The organism is Bartonella sp. CL25QHWL (assembly GCF_042195335.1).
Classification (GTDB): Bacteria; Pseudomonadota; Alphaproteobacteria; order Rhizobiales; family Rhizobiaceae; genus Bartonella.
In genome coordinates, this window is sequence record NZ_JBHIOE010000002.1 from 228,345 (window position 1) to 247,933 (window position 19,589).

Genomic DNA, 19,589 nt, shown 5'->3' on the forward strand with positions numbered 1-19,589 from the left:
AGAACTTTATCATTTAATGCCTTTGTATTTTACAACATGATATTTGATTTAGAAAAAATATAGAGAAAAGTCTAACATAATAGATGTTCTTTTTGAAGCCACTTATGCGTTATTTGGGCATTTTCATCTTGTCCCAGACGGTTGATAAGAAAGGGGCTGAGTTTTTTCATTTCTTCTTCCAAAAGGTAGGGAGGGTTAATAATAATCATACCACTTCCATTCATTGTCGGTGGACTTGAACTTTTTCGGATACGCATTTCAAGCTGTAGAATCTTAGGAATTCCGGTTTGATAAAGCGCGTGAAGAAAACTTTCAATTTCTTTGTCATATTTAACAGGATACCATAAAGCGTAGATTCCTCCAGAAAAGCGACGATAGGCTTTCGTTAATCCATCAATAAGGCGGGAAAACTCTCCAGTTTTTTCAAAGGGAGGGTCAACAAGGATAAACCCACGTTTTTCTTTTGGTGGTACATGAGCATTTAAGGAAAGCCAACCATCTAAATGCAGAACTTTTGTCTGATAATCTCCTGCAAAGTTTTTTGCTAAAATATGATAATCTTCATTGTGCAATTCTATTGCAGTGAGGCGATCTTGTTTCCGTAATAATTGACGAATAAGAACAGGAGATCCAGGATAAAATACAATTTCTTTTTCCCCTTTATTGAGGGCATCAATGATATCACACCATGGACAAAGGAGTGTTCTTAAATCTTCTGGGATAGGAGTTGAAAAAAGTCGTTGGACACCTTCGCTCCACTCTCCTGTTTTATATGCTTCTAAAGAAGAAAGGTCATAAATACCGATTCCAGCATGCGTATCTATAACGCGAAAAGCTTTTTCTTTGCGTTTGAGATATTCTACAATGCGAGTGACAATAATGTGTTTAAAAACATCAGCAAAATTGCCAGCATGATAAATATGCCGATAATTCATGGAGTAAACTCTATCATATGTATAACTGTACCGGATTATTAGCATAGAATAATAGAATTGATATCCATAAAAATATTCTTATAGAAATCAAACAATACCCTCACTCCCACATTATACACTACAGAAAAAATATTAATGTCATCGGAGCATTTATTCACAAGGCTATTTTTATATTATGAGATTAATCGTTAAAATTTTAAATTTTTTATATGAAAGATAGACAAGAAGAGATCAAACATTTCAATAGAGATATTTATGTTGTAAGAGATTTTTCTTTATGATCGCGGACTCTTCCAGGAAGACTATAAAAAACACTCAATTAACGAGAATATTAGTGAAGTTTGTTGAAAAATTGAAGGGTATCTTTCAAATTCATTCATAAATTTTCTTGTTTAAAGATTAAAGAATTTCAAATGCTTGATAAAAACATTGTTACATTTATAAGTTTTTTTAGCGAGCGTAAAATTATGGATAGAGCAATAAAGTGCTGGTGTTATAGTGATAGATTTTTGTAAAAGTGTGAATGAATCTCATTGCTTTAAGCGGAGCCAAAGCTTTACATTATACACGCTAAATAGCTAGGTTATTGTGTATGATGCTAAAATAAAACTTTTAAAAATTGATATGTGCTCTGCAAGCTATCTCAATCAAAATGAGGAATTTTAAACTAAAGTAAATAGGTTTATCTATCTCTAACACTGTATTATCGAGCGGCTTTATGAGGTAATCTTATAAAAAAGGCTAGGATAAGAAATTCTTTTTATATGGATTATGCTTCGATACCATGCCTTTGATTGAATGTAATTTTCTATTCCTGCCCATTCTGTTTTCAATACTGAGATAGGTTAAACACATGATATTATGAGAACGCATGCCCAGAATCCGGAGACGTGTAATAGTTAGAGCATACAGTGGCTTAGAGAGCTGGTTATATGGAGGTATTTTCTGAATAAGGCGCAAGCTGGTACCTTTTTTATTTTTTAGCAGTATTGCCATACCTCTTGGCACTTGAGTTAGTTCATAAAGTGCATTTTTACTCTTTCCGCTAATAGTTTTTATTTACACGCCAGATATTTAACTGAACGCGATGATGGCTCATATTTCGTATTGTACATAGAATAATGAATGATAAAATTCCTACCCCAACGCAAAGAATAAATGTTGTGCGTAAGATGATAGTTTTTGAAGAGACTGATGATGTGTTAAGAAAGTTTTTTAGAGATTTTTCTTTCTGAATTTTTTAATTGAATACGTAAAGTATTTTACAACATGTTATGATCTTTATCAGTAAAGGATAATTTGACGGAAATGTTTGTAATGATACGTAAAACATTGTGTAAAAGGAGAGACATTAGTTATAGTATTTACAGGAAGATGAGTAACCTAGGAGATCAGATGAAGTTATTTTAGAAAAGTTTTTAAGTGTTTTGAATTTTGTATGAGGCGGTTTATCATTGTTGAATAGTTTGTGTTATAGTACGCTAAAAAGGGATGAGAGGATAAAAAGTTCTTTTGCAATAAAAGCGTGTAATTGTTTTTAAGTTAAGAAGAAAATATACAAGTAAGATATTATTTTGATACATTCTTCAGAGGAAGCATGAATAAATGAAATCAAATTTAAAAGCATAAGTTAGAGAGAGTAATGGGTAATATTTTTTCACCAACGCATTTAATTATAATTTTATTGATTATCTTTGTGCTTTTCGGTCGCGGTAAAATTTCTGAATTAATGGGCGATGTTGCTAAGGGAATTAAAGCCTTCAAAAAAAATATGAAGGAAGAAGATGACAGCATTGAGGATAAAGTTGAAATGGCTCCTACTTCCCAAATAATTGATGTAGAATCTCAACAATCTCAGCCGTTATCGGTAAAACATGCAACAGCGCGCAGAAAGGTTTCTTCTGCTTCTAAAAAACGCAAAACATCTGTTGCTAAAAAACAGTAACAAAAACGCAATCATCATTGTGCATTATTTTTTGATGAGAAAGTCGAATTAAGAGATGTTTGGGATTGATGGACCAGAGTTTATCGTAATCTTACTTGTTCTCATCATTGTCGTTGGACCGAAAGATTTACCTAAAATATTAAAAACAGTAGCAAAGGTAAGAGCTCGTATGTGTTCAACAGCAAATGAATTGCGTCATCAGTTTGATGATGCAATAAGACAAATCGAGCTCGATGCTTTGCAAAAAACATGTTCGAATATTAGCGATTCAAGTAAGAAGTTGACAGAGACTTTTGATCCCATTCAAAATACATTAGAAGATATCCACGATAATTTGGATGTTAAGGCAACACACCATAAATCAAAAAAAGATAAAGAAATTTTGGAATGCGATCAAAACGTAACCAATAAAGATACGACAGTATCTATTGCTTCTAAAGATAAAGAAGATATGTCATGAATGTTAAGAAAGATGAAGTTGATGCCCATATGGCACCACTTTTAGAACATTTAATTGAACTTCGTCAGCGAATTATTGCTGCCTTGGTTGCATTTATGATCGCTTTTATGATGTGTTTTCTTGTTAAAGATTATATCTTAATTTTTTTACTATGGCCATATCAGTGGGCAATGAAAATAGCAGGGGGTAATCCTGAGGGTATTCGTTTGCAATCAACGCAAGTATGGGAAACTTTTTTAACGAAGATGAAGCTTTCTGCTTTTGGGGGAATTATTTTATCTTTTCCCTATACGGCTTTTCAGTTTTATAGTTTTATTGCACCAGGGCTTTATAAAAATGAGCGGATGGCTTTTTTACCATTTCTCATTGGGGGGCCTATTTTATTTTGTATTGGGGGAGCGTTTGTTTATGGTCTATTAGCGCCAATAATACTATGGTTTAGCCTTTCTCAACAATTTCTTCCAGATGTTCATTTAAAAATAGAGTTTATAGTGCGTATTTCTGATTATTTGGGCTTTATGACATCATTTATCCTAATTTTTGGTTTGATTTTTCAATTACCTCTTGTCATCAGTCTTTTAACAAAAATTGGATTTTTAACGTCTTATGATTTGGCGTCTAAACGAAAATGGGCTATTTTGCTCTCTTTTATTATTGCGGCAATCATAACGCCGTCGGATTTTTTTACGATGTTTGCAGTGGCTTTACCAACGATAGCACTTTACGAGATTTCAATTTTAATTGCTTACAGTATAGAAAAGAGAAGAAAATCCGCTTAAGAAAAGTGTATAATCTTATGCGATAAGGAATGAATAAAAACAATATAAATGAGGAATTTTTATGCTTGATATTAAGTGGATTCGTGACAATCCTGAGAAATTAGATAAAGCACTCGTAAGTAGAGGTCTTGAGCCACAAGCTGAAAGGTTAATACAACTTGATCTTGCACGTCGGTCGCATATTGCTAAGGTGCAATTGGCGCAGGAACGTCGCAATGCTGTTTCAAAGGAAATAGGACAGGCTTTAGCGGTATCGGATCAGCAAATGGCTGAACGTCTTAGAGCTGAAGTTGAAGAGATTAAAGCTTTTCTTTCCTCTGCAACAGTGGAAGAAAAACAGCTGACGGAGAGTCTTGAGAAAATTCTTTCAGCACTTCCAAATATTCCATTAGATGATGTTCCAGAAGGTAAAGATGAAAGTGATAATGTCGTCATTCGACATTTTGGTACACCTCCAACATTTAATTTTACACCAAAGGAACATTTTGATCTTGGTCAAGATCTCAAGCAGATGAATTTTGAACGAGCTAGTCGTTTGTCTGGAACACGTTTTACAGTACTTTCAGGGGCATTAGCACGGCTAGAACGAGCATTAGGCCAGTTTATGCTCGATGTGCATGTCAATGAGAATGGTTACACAGAAGTCTCAATACCTCTTCTTGTTCGTGATGAAATTGTTTACGGAGCAGCACAATTACCGAAATTTGCTGAAGACCTTTTTCGTACAACAGATGGTCGATGGCTTATTTCCACAGCAGAAGTGCCATTAACCAATTTGGTCAACGATGAAATTCTTGAAATATCAGATTTACCACTGCGATTTTCTTCTTTATCTCCCTGTTTTCGTTCAGAGGCGGGAGCAGCCGGTCGTGATACGCGCGGTATGTTGCGTCAGCATCAATTTTGGAAAGTTGAAATGGTCTCGATTACCAGTGAAGAGCAGTCTTTAATTGAATTAGAACGTATGACGGAATGTGCAGAAGATATATTAAAGCGGCTTGGTTTGCCTTTTCGCACAGTGGTTCTTTCTACGGGTGATATGGGGTTTGCAGCGCGTAAAACCTATGACATCGAGGTTTGGCTTCCTAGTCAAGAATGTTATCGTGAAATTTCTAGCTGTTCAGTTTGTGGAGATTTTCAAGGTCGCCGTATGAATGCGCGCTATCGTAAAGAAGGCGATAAAAAATTGCATTTTGTTCATAGCCTTAATGGTTCTGGTACGGCTGTTGGACGTTGTCTTATTGCCGTACTTGAAAATTATCAACAGGCTGATGGATCAATTATTATTCCAGATGTTTTACAACCTTATATGGGAGGCATGCGCTGTATTACTGCTTAATTTTACGAAAGGAGAGACAATATGCGTTTATTGCCAAGAGGTGATGATACACAGACGCAAGTTTTTGCCATTTTAAAAGAAGCAGTTTGTCAGTATGATAAAAGTGTACCTCCATTGGAGATTGAATGATACTATGGGGCAAAAGGGTATTTTACAATTTCGTGAGGAGTTAGCCGCTCTTGTACTGAAAATGCGTAGCAAAGGCATTGATGACGTGCGATTTTTTTCGGCATTAGAGAAAATTCCGCGTCAACAGTTTGTTGCTGCTCCTTGGTTCAATAGTGCTTATGATAATAAAGTTATTCCCCTTGAGTGTGGTGAATATATGGAACGTTTGGAAGAACAACTCTTAATTCTTTCGGCATTATCGTTGAAAAAAAGGCATCGTGTCTTAGAAATTGGTACAGGATCTGGTTTTTGTACTGCTCTTATGGCATGTCTGAGTGACCGCGTGACAACGATTGATCGTTATAAAACGCTTGTTGATTTAGCACGCCAAAAATTTCAAACTTTAGGAATTGAAAATATTGTTATAAGGCAGATTGATGGAAGTCATAGTGTGACAGGCTTAGGATCATTTGATCGCATTCTTATTTGGCCATCACGTTTTGATGAACCAAAGGAATTTTTAGAACTTTTAGCTGAAAATGGAATTCTCATTCAGGCGATAGGACCTGACGAAGGGGTACAAACGGTGACGCGCTATACAAAAATTGGTAGTCGATTTGAGTGTTTAGAACTGTTCCAAGTGCGTTACCAACCTTTTATTAAAGGCATTGCGGAGATACTTTAATTTTTAAAAGCTAAGAAGTTTCTGCAAATTGTCTACGTTAAATTCATTTTGATCTTATATAAAGATATTTATGAATAAAACATCTCATTTTAACTCTTCGGTAATTTAAAAAAGCTTTAATGGAGTGAGTTGATTATTGATGAGTGAGCAAAACGATGTATCTAAAAGCTTTGGATAATATTTTCCAGCATAATTTTCAGAGAATAACTTTGTTAGCGGTGGTAACTATTGTTGCTGGTTGTAGTTCTGGTACACAGCGTTTTTCCAATACGTTCTCTCATCGTACGGTATCATCTCAATCAAATATATCAAGCACTATGTATACAGATCCGCGAATGCTATCATACGGTAGTGGTATGATACAAAGCACTGAATTGCCACCTGTGGAATCAGGTGATGATTCGTGGGGAGATGACAATTCTCCCTATAATTTTCCACATCAAGATAGGATAACTTCTTCTGATGGTCGCGTTATGGGCTCCCCTCCACGTAATCTTGGAACACTTTCTCGTTCACAAATGGATAAATCTCCTATTTTTCGGCGGAATTCTTATATTGTCCAAAGTGGAGATACACTGCTCAGTATTGCACGACAAGTAGGGGTTAGTGTTGAGGCATTAAAATTAGCAAATGGTATAAACAGCAATTCCATTTATATCGGTCAGGTACTGGTTATTCCAAGCAGGCGTACATTATCAGCTTCAAATGCACACAATAATAACGATTGGGCAGTGTCAACAACAGAATCTGCATCCCAATTTCAAGTGATGTCCTCTATAAAAAACAAGAAGTCCTCTCCTATATATAAAGCTCCTGTAACAACGCCACCCTCTGCAAAGATGAACAAATCAAGTTCTGAGAAAAATTTTTCTAAACAGATGACGCAATTGAAACATGAGACTGGTTTGTCAAGTACTGTTACGAATACAGATAATATGACGACTCCGCAAGCCACAGGAATTTCTAAGATGCGTTGGCCAGTACGAGGGCGTTTATTAAGCCAGTTCGGTCAAAAAAAGGGAACAGTAATGAATCGAGGAATAGATATTGCAGTGCCTGAAGGGTCTTCGGTAAAGGCGGCAGAAAATGGTGTGGTTATTTACGCGGGAGATGGATTAAAAGAGCTTGGTAATGTTGTGATGATTCGACATGAAAATGATATTATCACTATTTATGGATGTAATAGTAAGCTTGTTGTTAACAAAGGACAAAGGATAAGGCGCGGTGATGAGATTGCTAAATCTGGTGTTTCAGGAAATGTTAAAACGCCACGTGTCTATTTTGAGATGCGTAAGAATTCATTACCTGTTGATCCCCTTAAATATTTAGAAAACTAATTTATTGATGACTTTTACATTTGAATAGTCTTACAGTTTATAGAAAATTCATGAAAAACAATTGATTTTCTTAAATCAATAACATTGCAGCAAAAAATCATTGGTTTCAGGAGAGTAGTTCGTGGGGGGCGTTAGATATTACCATCTTTGTATTTATGAAAGTGTAAGACAATAGTATCATACTATTTGTCAGCTTTGAGTGTTCCAATTGCTCTTGCATTTGAGAGAAGCATGAAAAAAAATTTCACGCCTTTCTTAAAAAGTTTTTATCTACAGGCTCATTTCATATGTGTGACGTGCAAGAAAATCGTTTTGATTAATTCAGAAGGTTTGAAATAAGAGCGTTTTATTGTATTTAGATCTGTCGTTCGATATCAAAAACGATAAATTATCTATATAAATTAAGTTTGTTCATTAGAAAAATTATCTTGTATAATTTATTGAGTTAGTGAAAAGATTTATATTGTAGGATATACAATAGGGGAAAGTGAATCTATTTTTTAAGATTTTTCTCATTGTATTTTGGTATTCTGCCTCTTAAGGATTTATTGTATTTTTGTAAAGCTGTGATTAGATTATGTAGTTATTGCTTTTTATGATAAATTCTTTAGGAATTTTTTCTGTATCGGAATTTCATTTTAATAGAGTGGGAAATACCTGAGGTTTAACTATAGGAGATAAAAATGTTTATGACGAACGCTTATGCTCAAGTTGCAGGCGATGTTTCCGGTGGAATTTCATTTGCTAACGCTGTCCCATTCATTTTAATTTTTGCAATTATGTATTTTTTTATGATTCGTCCACAGCGTGCCCAAATGAAAAAACGCCAAGAAATGCTTAATGCAGTACGTCGTGGTGATACAGTTATAACGGGTGGTGGTATTATCGGCAAGGTTACGAAGGTTCACGACGAGAGTGGTGAATTAGAGGTTGAAATTGGTGAGAGTATAAATATTCGTGTTATTCGCTCAACATTAGCTGATGTGCGCGTTAAAGGTGAGCCGATTGCAGAAAAAAAATCAAAACTTAATGCTAAAGCAAAAACACCACAAAAGTCTAAATCTAAAACGACAACGAAAGAAGATATGAGTATCTCTGAAGAGAAAAAAGCTATATCAAAGGAAAATGCATCTTAAGGTGTAATGGCAGTTTATTACATTTTTTAAGCATTTTTGTAAAAAGCTTGGCAAGATCAAGACAATTTCATTGGAAAAGGGGCTTTTATAGTGGATACAGAAAATGGAGTTTTTGTTTTCTTTAGATTATTAAAATAGTTGCTTTATTTATAGAATATTACGCAATTTTTTTCTGTTTTTTAAATAAGATCATTGTTTTTATAAAAAGAAATTTGTGAGTAAATAAGCTGAGGAAACTTTTTAAAAGATAGATTTATTGAAGCAGGTATAGCAATTTATCGCGATTTATTACCAAATTTTCCTATATTTGTTGTATGAGAAGATTAGGGTATTATATAAAAATTTTCACTTCAGTACTAGGTTATGGTTAACATATCAATGTTTATATCAGCCTTACTTTAATTTTTATGGTGAGAAGTAGCAAAGACAATTGGATTATTCAAAAATAAAAGGTGCTTATTCATGTTCGATGCAATTCAAATTCGTGAAGCACATTTTCCAAGTCGCGCACCTATTGATGCTTATGGAAATGGTGGGTTTCGTTTTGCTGATATGTCTCATAGAGGTTCTATTATTTGTGTACCATCAGGTATTTATGGCATTGACATGGCAGGGCCTATTCCCACTCAAGGGGATATATCTCGTGTTTTAGAAGAAGCTTCTGAAATCGAAGTTTTATTAATAGGTACTGGAATTGAATTATTACGATTACCTGAAGAGTTACGGGTGCTTTTAGGGGAAAAACGTATTTCATCAGATACAATGAGTACGGGAGCGGCGGTGCGTACATTTAATGTTTTATTGGCTGAAGATCGCGCTGTTGCGGCGTTATTATTTGCGGTAGAATAGAGTATTGTTTAATAAAACAAATGCTCTCGTCTAGTATGAAAGACTTGTGCGATTATTTTTCTGCGCCGTAAAGTACCGTCGTTTAAGGCGGTGATATAAGGGTATAGAATATACATAACTTAACATATTAAAGTGTTTTTAAATACAAAAGTGTTTTTAAATACAGCGGCAAGTATTTAGGACAAAGCTTGCTCGTCGTTCCTAATGAATCACATGAGTGATCAACTCTTGGCACTTGAGACAGTTCATAAGAGGCATTTTTAATTCTTTCTTATACAGTTGTTACCTACAAGCCAGTTACGCTTGGGACGTGCAAGGGAATGGTTTTTATTAATTTAACATGGAATTGGTTTGAAATGAAAGCATATCTACGATATTTGGGATTCTAATTTAACATACAAAACAACAAATTATGATTATAAATCAATGTATTGATAGTAACAGAAACTCACCGAGAGCAATTGGATTTTTTACAAATTGGTGTTGGTAAGAACTTTTGTCTTTTAGGATGGGGAGGAGGTCAATGATTTGATGAAGTTTTTGTGATCAGTGCATTTTTTATAAAATAACATTGTCATCTATCCACTGAAAAAGTGTTTTTCGTTGTTTGTTGTTCAAGTTTTACTATGCATGTTACGATTGTTTTTTAGCTTTTTTACTGCAAATGAAAACTTGAAGTCCTATAAGATAAGTTTTATCAGAAAAATTATTTATTTAATTTTTTTCTTTCTAAAACGAAAAGTGACTAGAAAAGAAACTTTAATTCACAATACAGTTAAGAGACACATTTAAAAATCTTATTTTCTGAACTGTATTTGCTTATCCTTCATTTTTTAATATGAATAAAAAGAGGATATTAATTTAATTGCTAAAAAAGGGACGTTAATAGGTTCATAGAATGATAGGCTCTCTTCCTTATTGTCTTGATATTTTACGTACCATAGATCGTGATCGCTATATATCAGTTTTATTTGCACCTAAAAAAAAGCGCCAAGCATTGGCTGCTCTTTATGTATTTAATGCTGAAGTTTCTCGTATCCGCGAAAGTGTACATGATCCACTCATAGGAGAAATACGGTTACGTTGGTGGTATGATGCTATTGCTCATGGTGAAATGCAAACGAGTGGAAACAATCCGATTTTGAATGATTTATTAAAAGCAATGACTCTTTTTAATTTACCTAAGACAGCTTTTTTACGTTATTGTGATGCGCAAATTTTAGATCTTTATCACAATCCAATAGAAACACTTCATGATCTAGAGCATTATTGTGGTGAGACAGCAGGCATAATTTTACAGCTTTCTTGTCAGATATTAGATCCTGAAACTGCACAAGAGTTTACAGATATCTATGAACATGGAGGGATTTCTCAAGGATTAAGCGGTGTATTGCGTCTTTTATCATTCATGCAATCACGATATCAATATTATTTACCTACTGATATATTAAAGGCTGTAGGAGTGAATAGGGAAGATTTGGAATCTCATCGTCTCAGTGATCAACAAAAGGGTCGTATTGTTGAAGCTATGGTAGCATTATCACGCGATCATTATACCCAATTTTACGAGTATTCTTGTACTTTACCTAGAATTCTTAAGCCAGCTTTTCTTCCATTGGTCATTGTACCGGCTTCTCTTCAAAAAGCTATACAGCTGGGGGCAGCAATTTTTCAAGAGAGTGCAACTTTGCCATTGATATATCGTTATTGGTTGATAACAAGGGCAGCAATAAGCGGCAATTTTCCAAAGATACTGTAAAAGAATATTACTACGTTGGAATGCGTAACATGGAGACTGATTTTCTCATATGAAGATAAAAGGAGCCATTGTGATTTCAAACCATTTTTTTGTTATAAAAAATGTTGATGTTTTGGTTGTTATGAACGCAAAAGAATAAGAAATTTTATGATCTTGAAAATACAGTGTATTTCTTCATCAGTAATATGTTTTATACAGTGTATTGGATGGGTGAGATACAGAGAAAGAAAAACATGAGATAAATCTTAATACATTGGTTTGTTTGATGAAGAACTTTTAAGTACTCTGAATGTATTGATTGTAGCTCATTTGCAAATGAAATAAAATTTCTATTTTATGAGAGAAGTTATCTTAGCAGTCTATAAGTCTATAAAAAACTCTTATTTTTGAGAAATTATAACATCATAATTGATGACTGTTATGATTTATGAATATATTAATTTATAATGATAATTTGTTTTTTCTCATATTGAATGAGAGTCTTGAATAGAAAAAGATTTCTCCATTTTTATAATGAATTTTAAAAATAGTTTTTTTGTATATTATAAGTTTGGTGTGTAAATGAAATCATTTAAGGAAGAAGCAATATGCTCCTTATGAATGATATTAAGAGTAGTAATATGATGAGCTATAAATGAGTGACGATAGGGATGATATTTATAGCTTAATGGGCGACAACCTTTACAACCTTTGGATGAATAATATTTTTTAATGCGTTGCAAAAACGACTCTACATTCCATTGACTATTTTCTCGCAAATCCATACATGCACTGATTTGCGAGAGAATGAATCATTATACAAATGTTTGATCCTAAGATATGCAAACAAGAGATCTATCTTACCTCTTCAACTATAGACGAAGAGCTGACGGAAACTTTATCAAATAAGTTCTTTAAATTATGTAAAATCTTTTTATTGGAGAGCGTTAAAGATCTGATTATAATTTGTGCTATTAATTTCCAAAGGATGTTCTTTATTGGCAACTTGTAGCATTTCTAGCTTGAGATCTTCTCTTATCATCATATCTATATTGGTGCGGACTTCAGTTGAAAGAGTATGAGACGTGATATCTTTAGGCATGGTTACAGTCTTTATTTGATAAATGATACGGTTTGTTGCAACCGGACCTTTTATGATGCCATAATGACCTTTGGGAGCGGAAAATAATGCTTTAATGCCTTCAACGCCAAGGGTTTCAGATGAGTCTTGACGCCGGAGGGTTGGTGTTGTTTGTTTTGTAACACCAAGGGTATGAGCAAGAGCAACAAGACTTTTTCCTTCCGTGAGCTGTTTGAGAGCATTTTGGGCTTTTTCATCAAGAAGACGTTGGATTTCCTCATTTTTCCATTGAGAAAGAACATCTAGCTTAGCCTCTTCAAGTGTCTTATCACGGGCAGGAATAATTTTATCGACCTTGTACCAGAGATATCCACCATTTTGAAAAGAGAGAGGATCAAGATCGACTCCTTCGTTTGATTGATAGATGGCATTCAGTAAAATATCTTTTTGAGGTAAATCCGTGAGTATTGCACCTTCAAGCGTTTTTCCTGTTTTATCAATGGTAATTGTGCGCAAAGATAACTTGTATTGGTCAGCTAACTCTTTGAGAGAAGCACCCTCAAAGCGAGCATTTTCAATGGCTGCATAATTGTTACGGATATCATCAGTAGCACGATTTTTGGCAAGTGTTTGGCGAATATTTTCTTCTACACTTTCAAAAGGAAGAGAGCTTGAGGGTTCAATATGCGTGACGCGAATGATAACAGGTCCCTGTAAGTCATTTATCACAGAACTGACTTGACCTTGTTGAAGTTCAAAAATTTCAGATGTCAGATGATTAGGAAGTTCATTTTCTGCGAGAGGCCCTTTTTTTATTTCATTAAGAGTCTTTTTTTCAGCTTTTACCAGTTCATCAAAACTCAATCCATCAGCTATTTTTTTTGCTGCATTATCGGCTTCTTCGCGTGAGGGGAATCGCAGTTCTTCGAATGTACGCTTTTCAGGCGTTACAAAACGTGAAGCATTTTGTGTATAATAGGCTTTCGCCTCATCTGTTGAGATATCTTGAGGTTTTACAAAATCATTAAGTTCCATAGATAGCAAAGAGACAGTGCGGTATTCTGGAGCACGAAATTGACTTTGATGTGTTTCAAACCATTTTTGTAATGTTGCGTAATCAGGATCAGCAATTGTTTTCTTTTCTTTTAGATCAATAACAAGATAATCAGCAATACGCATTTCTTCTTGATAAAGAGCAAGTGCTTTATAAAAGAGATTTGGTGCCTTCATATCAGAAAGTAAAGCGGCAATAAGCTGATTACGCTTTTCTTGTTTGGTGTAATAATTAAGAAAAGCACTTTCACTAATACGTAAATGCTGAAGATAGTTATAAAACAAGTTTTTATCAAAAGTGCCATTTACCTGGAACATCTTATCAGAACCAATCGTATGAGCTATTGTATCTTTTGAAAGACTTATTTTCATTTTACGTGCTTGTTCATCAAGAAGTACATTTTGTTGTAATTGATTAAATACAAAAGCAGGAATTTGGTATTGCTGCATTTCATTTGCTGTAAACATTCGTCCAAGATGAGCTGCATATGCTAAACGTGCGCTTTGATCGGCGAGTGCAAGACGATAATCATCGACAGTTACTGTGGACTGTCCAGATGTAATAAGATCTCTTTCACTTTTTTTGTGTAACTGCGGTACCCCCCATAAAAGAATGAAGCATAAGAGTAAAATAGCAAGGAAAATTCTAAAAATCCAAGAATTTGTAGCATTTCTTATGATGTCAAGCATTGTTCAGGTCCATTTTTAATGTGAGTTATTATCAAAGCTGTAATGGAATTTGCAATAAAGAGATGAAAGATGCAAGCTTTAAAGACTTGCTTTCATTTTATAATTTGGTAACTACAGATAAACAATGTATTGTAAGAGCTCTTGAGGTGAAAATATGTCTCAAAATATTCGGCCTTTTCTTGCTGGAAATTGGAAAATGAATGGAACGAGTGAATCGCTTGGAGAGTTGCGTGCTATTGCTACAGGCGTTAGCTCTGATCTAGGTCATCTTTTTGAGGCGCTTATTTGTGTTCCAGCAACGCTTTTATCGCGTGCTTCTAATACGCTGAATGGTGAAAATCTCCTTTTAGGAGGACAAAATTGTCACTTTGATGATCATGGTCCTTATACTGGAGATATTTCAGCTTTTATGCTTAAAGAAGCGGGAGCAAGTCATGTTATTATTGGGCATTCAGAACGTCGTACAGTGTACCAAGAAAATGATGCGATTGTCTGTGCCAAAGTGCAAGCTGCGTGGCGAGCAGGTCTTGTGGCTCTTGTGTGTATTGGTGAAACATTGGAGGAGCGTAAGAATAATAAAGTGCTGGATATTCTGACGCAGCAGCTTGAAGAATCTTTACCAGATGATGCAACAGAAGAGAATACCATTATCGCTTATGAACCAGTTTGGGCGATAGGCACCGGCAATACAGCGACTCCAGAAGATATTGCAAAAGTACATCATTTCATTCGTGATAAGGTGCGCTCTCGTTTTGGTGATGAAGGCAATAAGATTCGTTTGCTTTATGGTGGATCCGTAAAGCCATCCAATGCATTTGAGCTTTTAAGCATTGCTCATGTTAATGGTGCTTTGATAGGTGGAGCAAGCTTAAAAGCGATTGATTTTTTAACTATTTGCGATGTTTGTCGTAAACTATAGCAGAGAAATTTGAGTTTCCCCTTGGATTGTGCGTTATTTATGTGTAAATAGCTATTAAAGAGTTATTTGAAGAGCAGGGTTTATGCAAACAGTACTTATAGTTATTCATTTTTTGATTGTGATTACTTTGGTTGGTGTTATATTAATTCAACCTTCAGAAGGTGGTGGGCTAGGTGTGAGTAATAGCTCAGGGTTAATGAAAACTCGTGGATCTCGAAACCCTTTAACACGTTTGACTGCTATTTTAGCCTGTTGTTTTTTTGTTGTGTCTATTGGACTTACCGTGGTGGGTAATATATCAAATTCTAGTTCTGATATCTTAAAGCGTATACCGGTTAATTCAGAACAGAATTCTACCAATAAAGGCTCAGGCTCAGTTCCATCATCAAATGATGAGTCTTCCCCTTCTGTTCTTGAACAGCTAGGAGGCACTTCGAATTCTCCGCAGGAACAGAAACAGTCCACAAATCCTGAAGCAGAAAGTCCAGTTCCACAGGTTCTTGAAAACACAGTTCCGGATAACAGTACAAAATAGTTTTTTAAGAAAATATAGACTTTTTAAAAAGGTGATTTTTTCACCTTTTTTATTTTAGAAGAAAAATTGTTTCTTTTTGCATTTTTTGCTGGAAAAATCATTATAAATTGCTTATCACCATAAGCCCATGGCACGTTATGTTTTTATTACTGGTGGTGTGGTTTCTTCCCTTGGAAAAGGCATCGCAGCGGCGGCGTTAGCAGCGTTATTACAGGCTCGTGGTTATCGCGTACGTCTTCGCAAACTTGATCCTTATTTAAATGTTGATCCAGGTACGATGTCACCTTATCAACATGGTGAAGTATTTGTGACCGATGATGGTGCAGAAACGGATCTTGATCTTGGTCATTATGAGCGTTTTACTGGGCGTTCTGCAAATAGCCAAGATAGTATTACAACAGGGCGTATTTATCGCAATATCATTGAACGAGAGCGGCGTGGTGATTATTTGGGGGCAACAGTCCAAGTTATTCCTCATGTTACAGATGAAATTAAGAGATTCATTACGATGGGAAATGAAGAATTTGATTTTGTTTTATGTGAGATAGGTGGAACGGTTGGTGATATTGAAGCAATGCCTTTTCTAGAAGCGATTCGTCAGCTTCGCAATGAGTTACCGAGACAAAATGTCGTTTATGTCCATCTCACATTAATGCCTTATATTCCTTCAGCAGGTGAATTAAAAACGAAACCAACACAACATTCTGTCAAAGAATTGCAAGCAGTTGGTATTTCTCCTGATATTTTGCTTGTACGTGCAGATCGATCTATTCCAGAAACAGAACGGTGCAAATTATCACTTTTTTGCAATGTTCGCTCCAATGCAGTCATTCAGGCATTAGATATGCCAACGATTTATGATGTTCCTATGGCATACCATAAGGAAGGTTTGGACTCTGAAGTTCTTTGCGCTTTTGGAATCGATTCGGCACCTTCCCCCAAGATGGATCGTTGGGAGGATATTACGCATCGTATTCACAATCCTGAAGGAGAAGTCACGATTGCTATTGTAGGAAAATATACGGGCTTAAAGGATGCTTATAAATCTCTTATTGAAGCGATTGCGCATGGTGGTTTAGCGAATAGAGTAAAAGTTAATATTGAGTGGATTGATTCGGAACTTTTTGAAAAAGAAGATTCTGTTTCAGCTTTACAAAAAGCCCATGGAATTTTGGTTCCAGGTGCTTTTGGGGCACGTGGGGCAGAAGGGAAGATTCGAGCAATTCAATTTGCACGAGAGCGTAAAGTTCCATTTTTAGGGATTTGTTTTGGGATGCAATTAGCTTGTATAGAAGCTGCGCGCAATATTGCACAGATTGAGAATGCTTCATCGAGTGAGTTTTGCGAAACAGACAATCCAATTGTAGGTTTAATGACAGAATGGCTTAAAGGAGACGTCCTTGAAAAACGTACAAGAAATGGTGATCTCGGCGGTTCGATGCGCCTTGGTGCTTTTGCTGCTGAATTAAAAGAAGAGAGTCATATTGCTCAAATTTATGGGATGACCAAGATTGTCGAGCGACATCGTCATCGTTATGAGGTCAATATTGATTATAAGGATAAGTTAGAACAGTGTGGTTTGATTTTTTCTGGGATGTCTCCTGATGGTATTTTACCAGAAACGATAGAATATGTAGATCATCCATGGTTTATTGGTGTTCAATATCATCCAGAATTAAAATCCCGTCCTTTTGATCCACATCCGCTTTTTTCTTCTTTTATTGAAGCTGCTGTAGAACAAAGTCGATTAGTTTAATGCATAAATTAGGTTACTTTGCTTTTGAGGGATAAAATGACTAAACCAAATGCCCGTGTGAAAGTTGGAAATATGATTTTTTCAAATGAAATGCCTCTTTCATTAATTGCAGGGCCGTGTCAGATGGAAAGTCGTGATCATGCTTTTGAAATGGCTGGTCGTATTAAAACAATTACCGATCAGCTTGGTATCGGGTTTGTTTATAAATCAAGTTACGATAAAGCCAACAGAACCTCTTTGGGGGCGGCACGTGGTATTGGTCTTGAAAAAGCAATGTCCATTTTTTCTGATTTAAAAAAAGAGTTTAATTGTCCCATATTAACTGATGTGCATACAGAAGAGCAATGTACAATTGTTTCTTCTACAGTTGATATTTTACAAATACCGGCTTTTTTATGTCGTCAAACAGATCTTTTGGTAGCAGCAGCCAAAACAGAATGTGTTATTAACATTAAAAAAGGTCAGTTTTTAGCGCCGTGGGACATGGAGAATGTTTTAAAAAAGGTTGTTTACAGTGGTAATCCGAATGTTATGCTTTGTGAGCGAGGCACGTCATTTGGTTACAACCGACTTATTTCTGATATGCGTTCGTTGCCTATTTTACGTTCATTTGGTGCTCCTGTTATTTTTGATGCAACGCATTCTGTTCAAGAACCTGGGGGGCAGGGGGCTTCATCTGGTGGGCAGCGTCAATTTGTTGAAATTTTAGCGCGTGCAGCTGTCTCTGTTGGGGTAGCTGGTATTTTTTTAGAAACACATCAAGATCCAGATAATGCACCTTCTGATGGACCCAATATGGTTAAAGTTGATGATTTACAAAGATTGCTTGAGACTTTAATGGAATTTGATTATCTGTCAAAAAAGTTGAGTTGAGAAGAGAAAAAATATTTCATTAATAGGGCATTATAAATGAATCGAGACTTTTATTGGATAAGGAAACACATATGACTATAATTGTCGATATCATTGGGCGTGAAGTTCTTGATAGCCGTGGTAATCCAACGGTAGAAGTTGATGTTCATTTGGAGAATGGAGCTTTTGGTCGCGCTCTGGTTCCTTCGGGAGCTTCAACAGGAGCACACGAGGCTATAGAGCTTCGTGATGGTGGTTTGCGCTATCAAGGGAAAGGTGTTGAAAAAGCGGTTGCTGCAGTTAATGGCGAAATTCTTGAAGAACTTGGTGGGCGGGATGCAACAAATCAAATTGCTATTGATCAAGCAATGATTGCTTTGGATGGAACGCCAAACAAAGCCCGTCTTGGTGCCAATGCACTTCTTGGTGTTTCATTAGCTGTTGCAAAAGCAGCTGCGGATTCATTAAATTTACCTTTGTATCGTTATATTGGTGGTACACAAGCGCATATTCTTCCAACCCCCATGATGAATATTATTAATGGTGGCGTTCATGCTGATAATTTGATTGATTTTCAAGAGTTTATGATTATCCCTATAGGAGCTCCTACTGTAAGAGAAGCTATCCGTTATGGCGCTGAGATTTTCCATGCATTGAAAAAGCGTTTAAAAGATGCGGGTTATAATACCAATGTTGGTGATGAAGGTGGTTTTGCACCTCAATTTAAAAGTGCTGATCAAGCAATTGATTTTATTATGGAATCTATCATGATATGTGGCTATAAACCAGGTGAACAAATTGCCATTGGTTTAGACTGTGCTTCAACCGAATTTTATAAAAATGGTTCATATTTTTATAAAGGTGAGGGGAAATGCCGTGACATCCAAGAGCAGGTAGATTATTTAGCACATCTTGTGAAAAATTATCCTATTATTACAATTGAAGATGGAATGGCAGAGGATGATTGGGAAGGTTGGAAGCTACTTACTGACACAATTGGAGAAAAATGTCAGCTTGTTGGCGATGATTTGTTTGTAACGAATTCAGCACGTTTGCGTGATGGTATCAAAATGGGGGTAGGCAATTCTATTCTCATAAAAGTTAATCAAATTGGTACATTGAGTGAAACACTTGATGCTGTAGAAGTAGCACATAAAGCAGGTTATCGTGCTATTATATCTCATCGTTCAGGCGAAACAGAGGATTCTTTCATTGCAGATCTTGCGGTTGCAACGAATTGTGGACAAATTAAAACAGGTTCTCTTGCACGTTCGGATAGATTAGCCAAATACAATCAACTTATTCGTATTGAAGAAATGCTAGGAGCCCAAGCGCGTTATGCTGGTGATTTAGTGTATAGTTCTGAGCACAAAATATGAAAGTATAAGATCA

At 35.6% G+C, this 19,589-nt stretch carries 16 protein-coding genes; 14 read left to right on the forward strand and 2 right to left on the reverse strand.

Annotated elements, in window-relative coordinates; translation table 11 throughout:
- Positions 1–71 precede the first annotated feature (71 nt).
- On the reverse strand, positions 72–935 hold the full coding sequence (locus ACFILY_RS02175; protein ID WP_375637382.1) for a 23S rRNA (adenine(2030)-N(6))-methyltransferase RlmJ: 864 nt from the start codon (positions 933–935) through the stop codon (positions 72–74).
- Positions 936–2,577: 1,642 nt separating this feature from the next.
- Between ACFILY_RS02175 and tatA the strand changes: the two genes are divergently transcribed.
- The 9 genes from tatA to ACFILY_RS02220 all read left to right on the forward strand — a co-directional run bounded on the left by tatA (position 2,578) and on the right by ACFILY_RS02220 (position 11,332).
- Positions 2,578–2,880, forward strand: coding sequence for a twin-arginine translocase TatA/TatE family subunit (gene tatA / locus ACFILY_RS02180; RefSeq protein ID WP_375637381.1), 303 nt, complete (start codon positions 2,578–2,580; stop codon positions 2,878–2,880).
- 55 nt (positions 2,881–2,935) lie between these two features.
- The gene (gene tatB, locus ACFILY_RS02185) at positions 2,936–3,340 is read left to right on the forward strand and encodes a Sec-independent protein translocase protein TatB (RefSeq protein WP_375631369.1); all 405 of its coding nucleotides are present in this window, start codon (positions 2,936–2,938) and stop codon (positions 3,338–3,340) included.
- Complete coding sequence (gene tatC / locus ACFILY_RS02190; protein WP_375637380.1) at positions 3,337–4,119, forward strand: twin-arginine translocase subunit TatC; 783 nt, start codon at positions 3,337–3,339, stop codon at positions 4,117–4,119. Before tatB ends, tatC begins: the two co-directional genes overlap by 4 nt.
- Before the next feature lie 61 nt (positions 4,120–4,180).
- Entirely contained in the window at positions 4,181–5,458 is a 1,278-nt protein-coding gene (gene serS / locus ACFILY_RS02195) for a serine--tRNA ligase (RefSeq protein WP_375637379.1), read from the forward strand.
- A 133-nt stretch (positions 5,459–5,591) separates the two neighbouring features.
- Complete coding sequence (locus tag ACFILY_RS02200; RefSeq protein ID WP_273791164.1) at positions 5,592–6,251, forward strand: protein-L-isoaspartate(D-aspartate) O-methyltransferase; 660 nt, start codon at positions 5,592–5,594, stop codon at positions 6,249–6,251.
- Between the two features lie 155 nt (positions 6,252–6,406).
- A complete protein-coding gene (locus tag ACFILY_RS02205; RefSeq protein WP_375637378.1) occupies positions 6,407–7,588 on the forward strand; it encodes a peptidoglycan DD-metalloendopeptidase family protein in 1,182 nt (393 codons plus the stop codon).
- A gap of 683 nt (positions 7,589–8,271) precedes the next feature.
- Complete coding sequence (yajC, locus tag ACFILY_RS02210; protein ID WP_375637377.1) at positions 8,272–8,724, forward strand: preprotein translocase subunit YajC; 453 nt, start codon at positions 8,272–8,274, stop codon at positions 8,722–8,724.
- Between the two features lie 462 nt (positions 8,725–9,186).
- A complete protein-coding gene (locus ACFILY_RS02215) occupies positions 9,187–9,573 on the forward strand; it encodes an Mth938-like domain-containing protein (RefSeq protein ID WP_273791135.1) in 387 nt (128 codons plus the stop codon).
- A gap of 898 nt (positions 9,574–10,471) precedes the next feature.
- Positions 10,472–11,332 (forward strand): phytoene/squalene synthase family protein, encoded by an 861-nt coding sequence (locus ACFILY_RS02220; protein WP_375637376.1) that lies wholly within the window; start codon positions 10,472–10,474, stop codon positions 11,330–11,332.
- A 913-nt stretch (positions 11,333–12,245) separates the two neighbouring features.
- Here the strand turns inward: ACFILY_RS02220 and ACFILY_RS02225 are convergent.
- Positions 12,246–14,135, reverse strand: a complete 1,890-nt coding sequence (locus ACFILY_RS02225; RefSeq protein ID WP_375637375.1) for a peptidyl-prolyl cis-trans isomerase — start codon at positions 14,133–14,135, stop codon at positions 12,246–12,248.
- Between the two features lie 154 nt (positions 14,136–14,289).
- Here ACFILY_RS02225 and tpiA point away from each other — a divergent pair, with 154 nt between their 5' ends.
- The 5 genes from tpiA (at position 14,290) to eno (ending at position 19,576) form a co-directional block, all read left to right on the forward strand.
- Complete coding sequence (tpiA, locus tag ACFILY_RS02230; RefSeq protein WP_375631362.1) at positions 14,290–15,054, forward strand: triose-phosphate isomerase; 765 nt, start codon at positions 14,290–14,292, stop codon at positions 15,052–15,054.
- A gap of 82 nt (positions 15,055–15,136) precedes the next feature.
- Positions 15,137–15,589: a preprotein translocase subunit SecG gene (gene secG, locus ACFILY_RS02235; RefSeq protein ID WP_375631361.1), complete on the forward strand. Its 453-nt coding sequence runs from the start codon at positions 15,137–15,139 to the stop codon at positions 15,587–15,589.
- 127 nt (positions 15,590–15,716) lie between these two features.
- On the forward strand, positions 15,717–17,345 hold the full coding sequence (locus ACFILY_RS02240) for a CTP synthase (RefSeq protein WP_273791140.1): 1,629 nt from the start codon (positions 15,717–15,719) through the stop codon (positions 17,343–17,345).
- Positions 17,346–17,381: 36 nt separating this feature from the next.
- Positions 17,382–18,218 (forward strand): 3-deoxy-8-phosphooctulonate synthase, encoded by an 837-nt coding sequence (kdsA, locus tag ACFILY_RS02245; RefSeq protein WP_273791141.1) that lies wholly within the window; start codon positions 17,382–17,384, stop codon positions 18,216–18,218.
- A gap of 71 nt (positions 18,219–18,289) precedes the next feature.
- The gene (gene eno, locus ACFILY_RS02250) at positions 18,290–19,576 is read left to right on the forward strand and encodes a phosphopyruvate hydratase (protein WP_375631360.1); all 1,287 of its coding nucleotides are present in this window, start codon (positions 18,290–18,292) and stop codon (positions 19,574–19,576) included.
- The last annotated feature ends 13 nt before the right edge of the window (positions 19,577–19,589 follow it).

Excerpts from the sequence above, each read along its gene's own strand:
- tatA (WP_375637381.1), top strand. The coding sequence starts at position 2,578 with ATGGGTAATATTTTTTCACCAACGCATTTAATTATAATTTTATTGATT.
- ACFILY_RS02200 (WP_273791164.1), top strand. The coding sequence starts at position 5,592 with ATGGGGCAAAAGGGTATTTTACAATTTCGTGAGGAGTTAGCCGCTCTT.
- secG (WP_375631361.1), top strand. The coding sequence starts at position 15,137 with ATGCAAACAGTACTTATAGTTATTCATTTTTTGATTGTGATTACTTTG.
- ACFILY_RS02225 (WP_375637375.1), bottom strand. The coding sequence starts at position 14,135 with ATGCTTGACATCATAAGAAATGCTACAAATTCTTGGATTTTTAGAATT.
- tatC (WP_375637380.1), top strand. The coding sequence starts at position 3,337 with ATGAATGTTAAGAAAGATGAAGTTGATGCCCATATGGCACCACTTTTA.
- serS (WP_375637379.1), top strand. The coding sequence starts at position 4,181 with ATGCTTGATATTAAGTGGATTCGTGACAATCCTGAGAAATTAGATAAA.
- ACFILY_RS02205 (WP_375637378.1), top strand. The coding sequence starts at position 6,407 with ATGTATCTAAAAGCTTTGGATAATATTTTCCAGCATAATTTTCAGAGA.
- tpiA (WP_375631362.1), top strand. The coding sequence starts at position 14,290 with ATGTCTCAAAATATTCGGCCTTTTCTTGCTGGAAATTGGAAAATGAAT.
- ACFILY_RS02215 (WP_273791135.1), top strand. The coding sequence starts at position 9,187 with ATGTTCGATGCAATTCAAATTCGTGAAGCACATTTTCCAAGTCGCGCA.
- ACFILY_RS02220 (WP_375637376.1), top strand. The coding sequence starts at position 10,472 with ATGATAGGCTCTCTTCCTTATTGTCTTGATATTTTACGTACCATAGAT.
- ACFILY_RS02175 (WP_375637382.1), bottom strand. The coding sequence starts at position 935 with ATGAATTATCGGCATATTTATCATGCTGGCAATTTTGCTGATGTTTTT.
- kdsA (WP_273791141.1), top strand. The coding sequence starts at position 17,382 with ATGACTAAACCAAATGCCCGTGTGAAAGTTGGAAATATGATTTTTTCA.
- eno (WP_375631360.1), top strand. The coding sequence starts at position 18,290 with ATGACTATAATTGTCGATATCATTGGGCGTGAAGTTCTTGATAGCCGT.
- tatB (WP_375631369.1), top strand. The coding sequence starts at position 2,936 with ATGTTTGGGATTGATGGACCAGAGTTTATCGTAATCTTACTTGTTCTC.
- ACFILY_RS02240 (WP_273791140.1), top strand. The coding sequence starts at position 15,717 with ATGGCACGTTATGTTTTTATTACTGGTGGTGTGGTTTCTTCCCTTGGA.
- yajC (WP_375637377.1), top strand. The coding sequence starts at position 8,272 with ATGTTTATGACGAACGCTTATGCTCAAGTTGCAGGCGATGTTTCCGGT.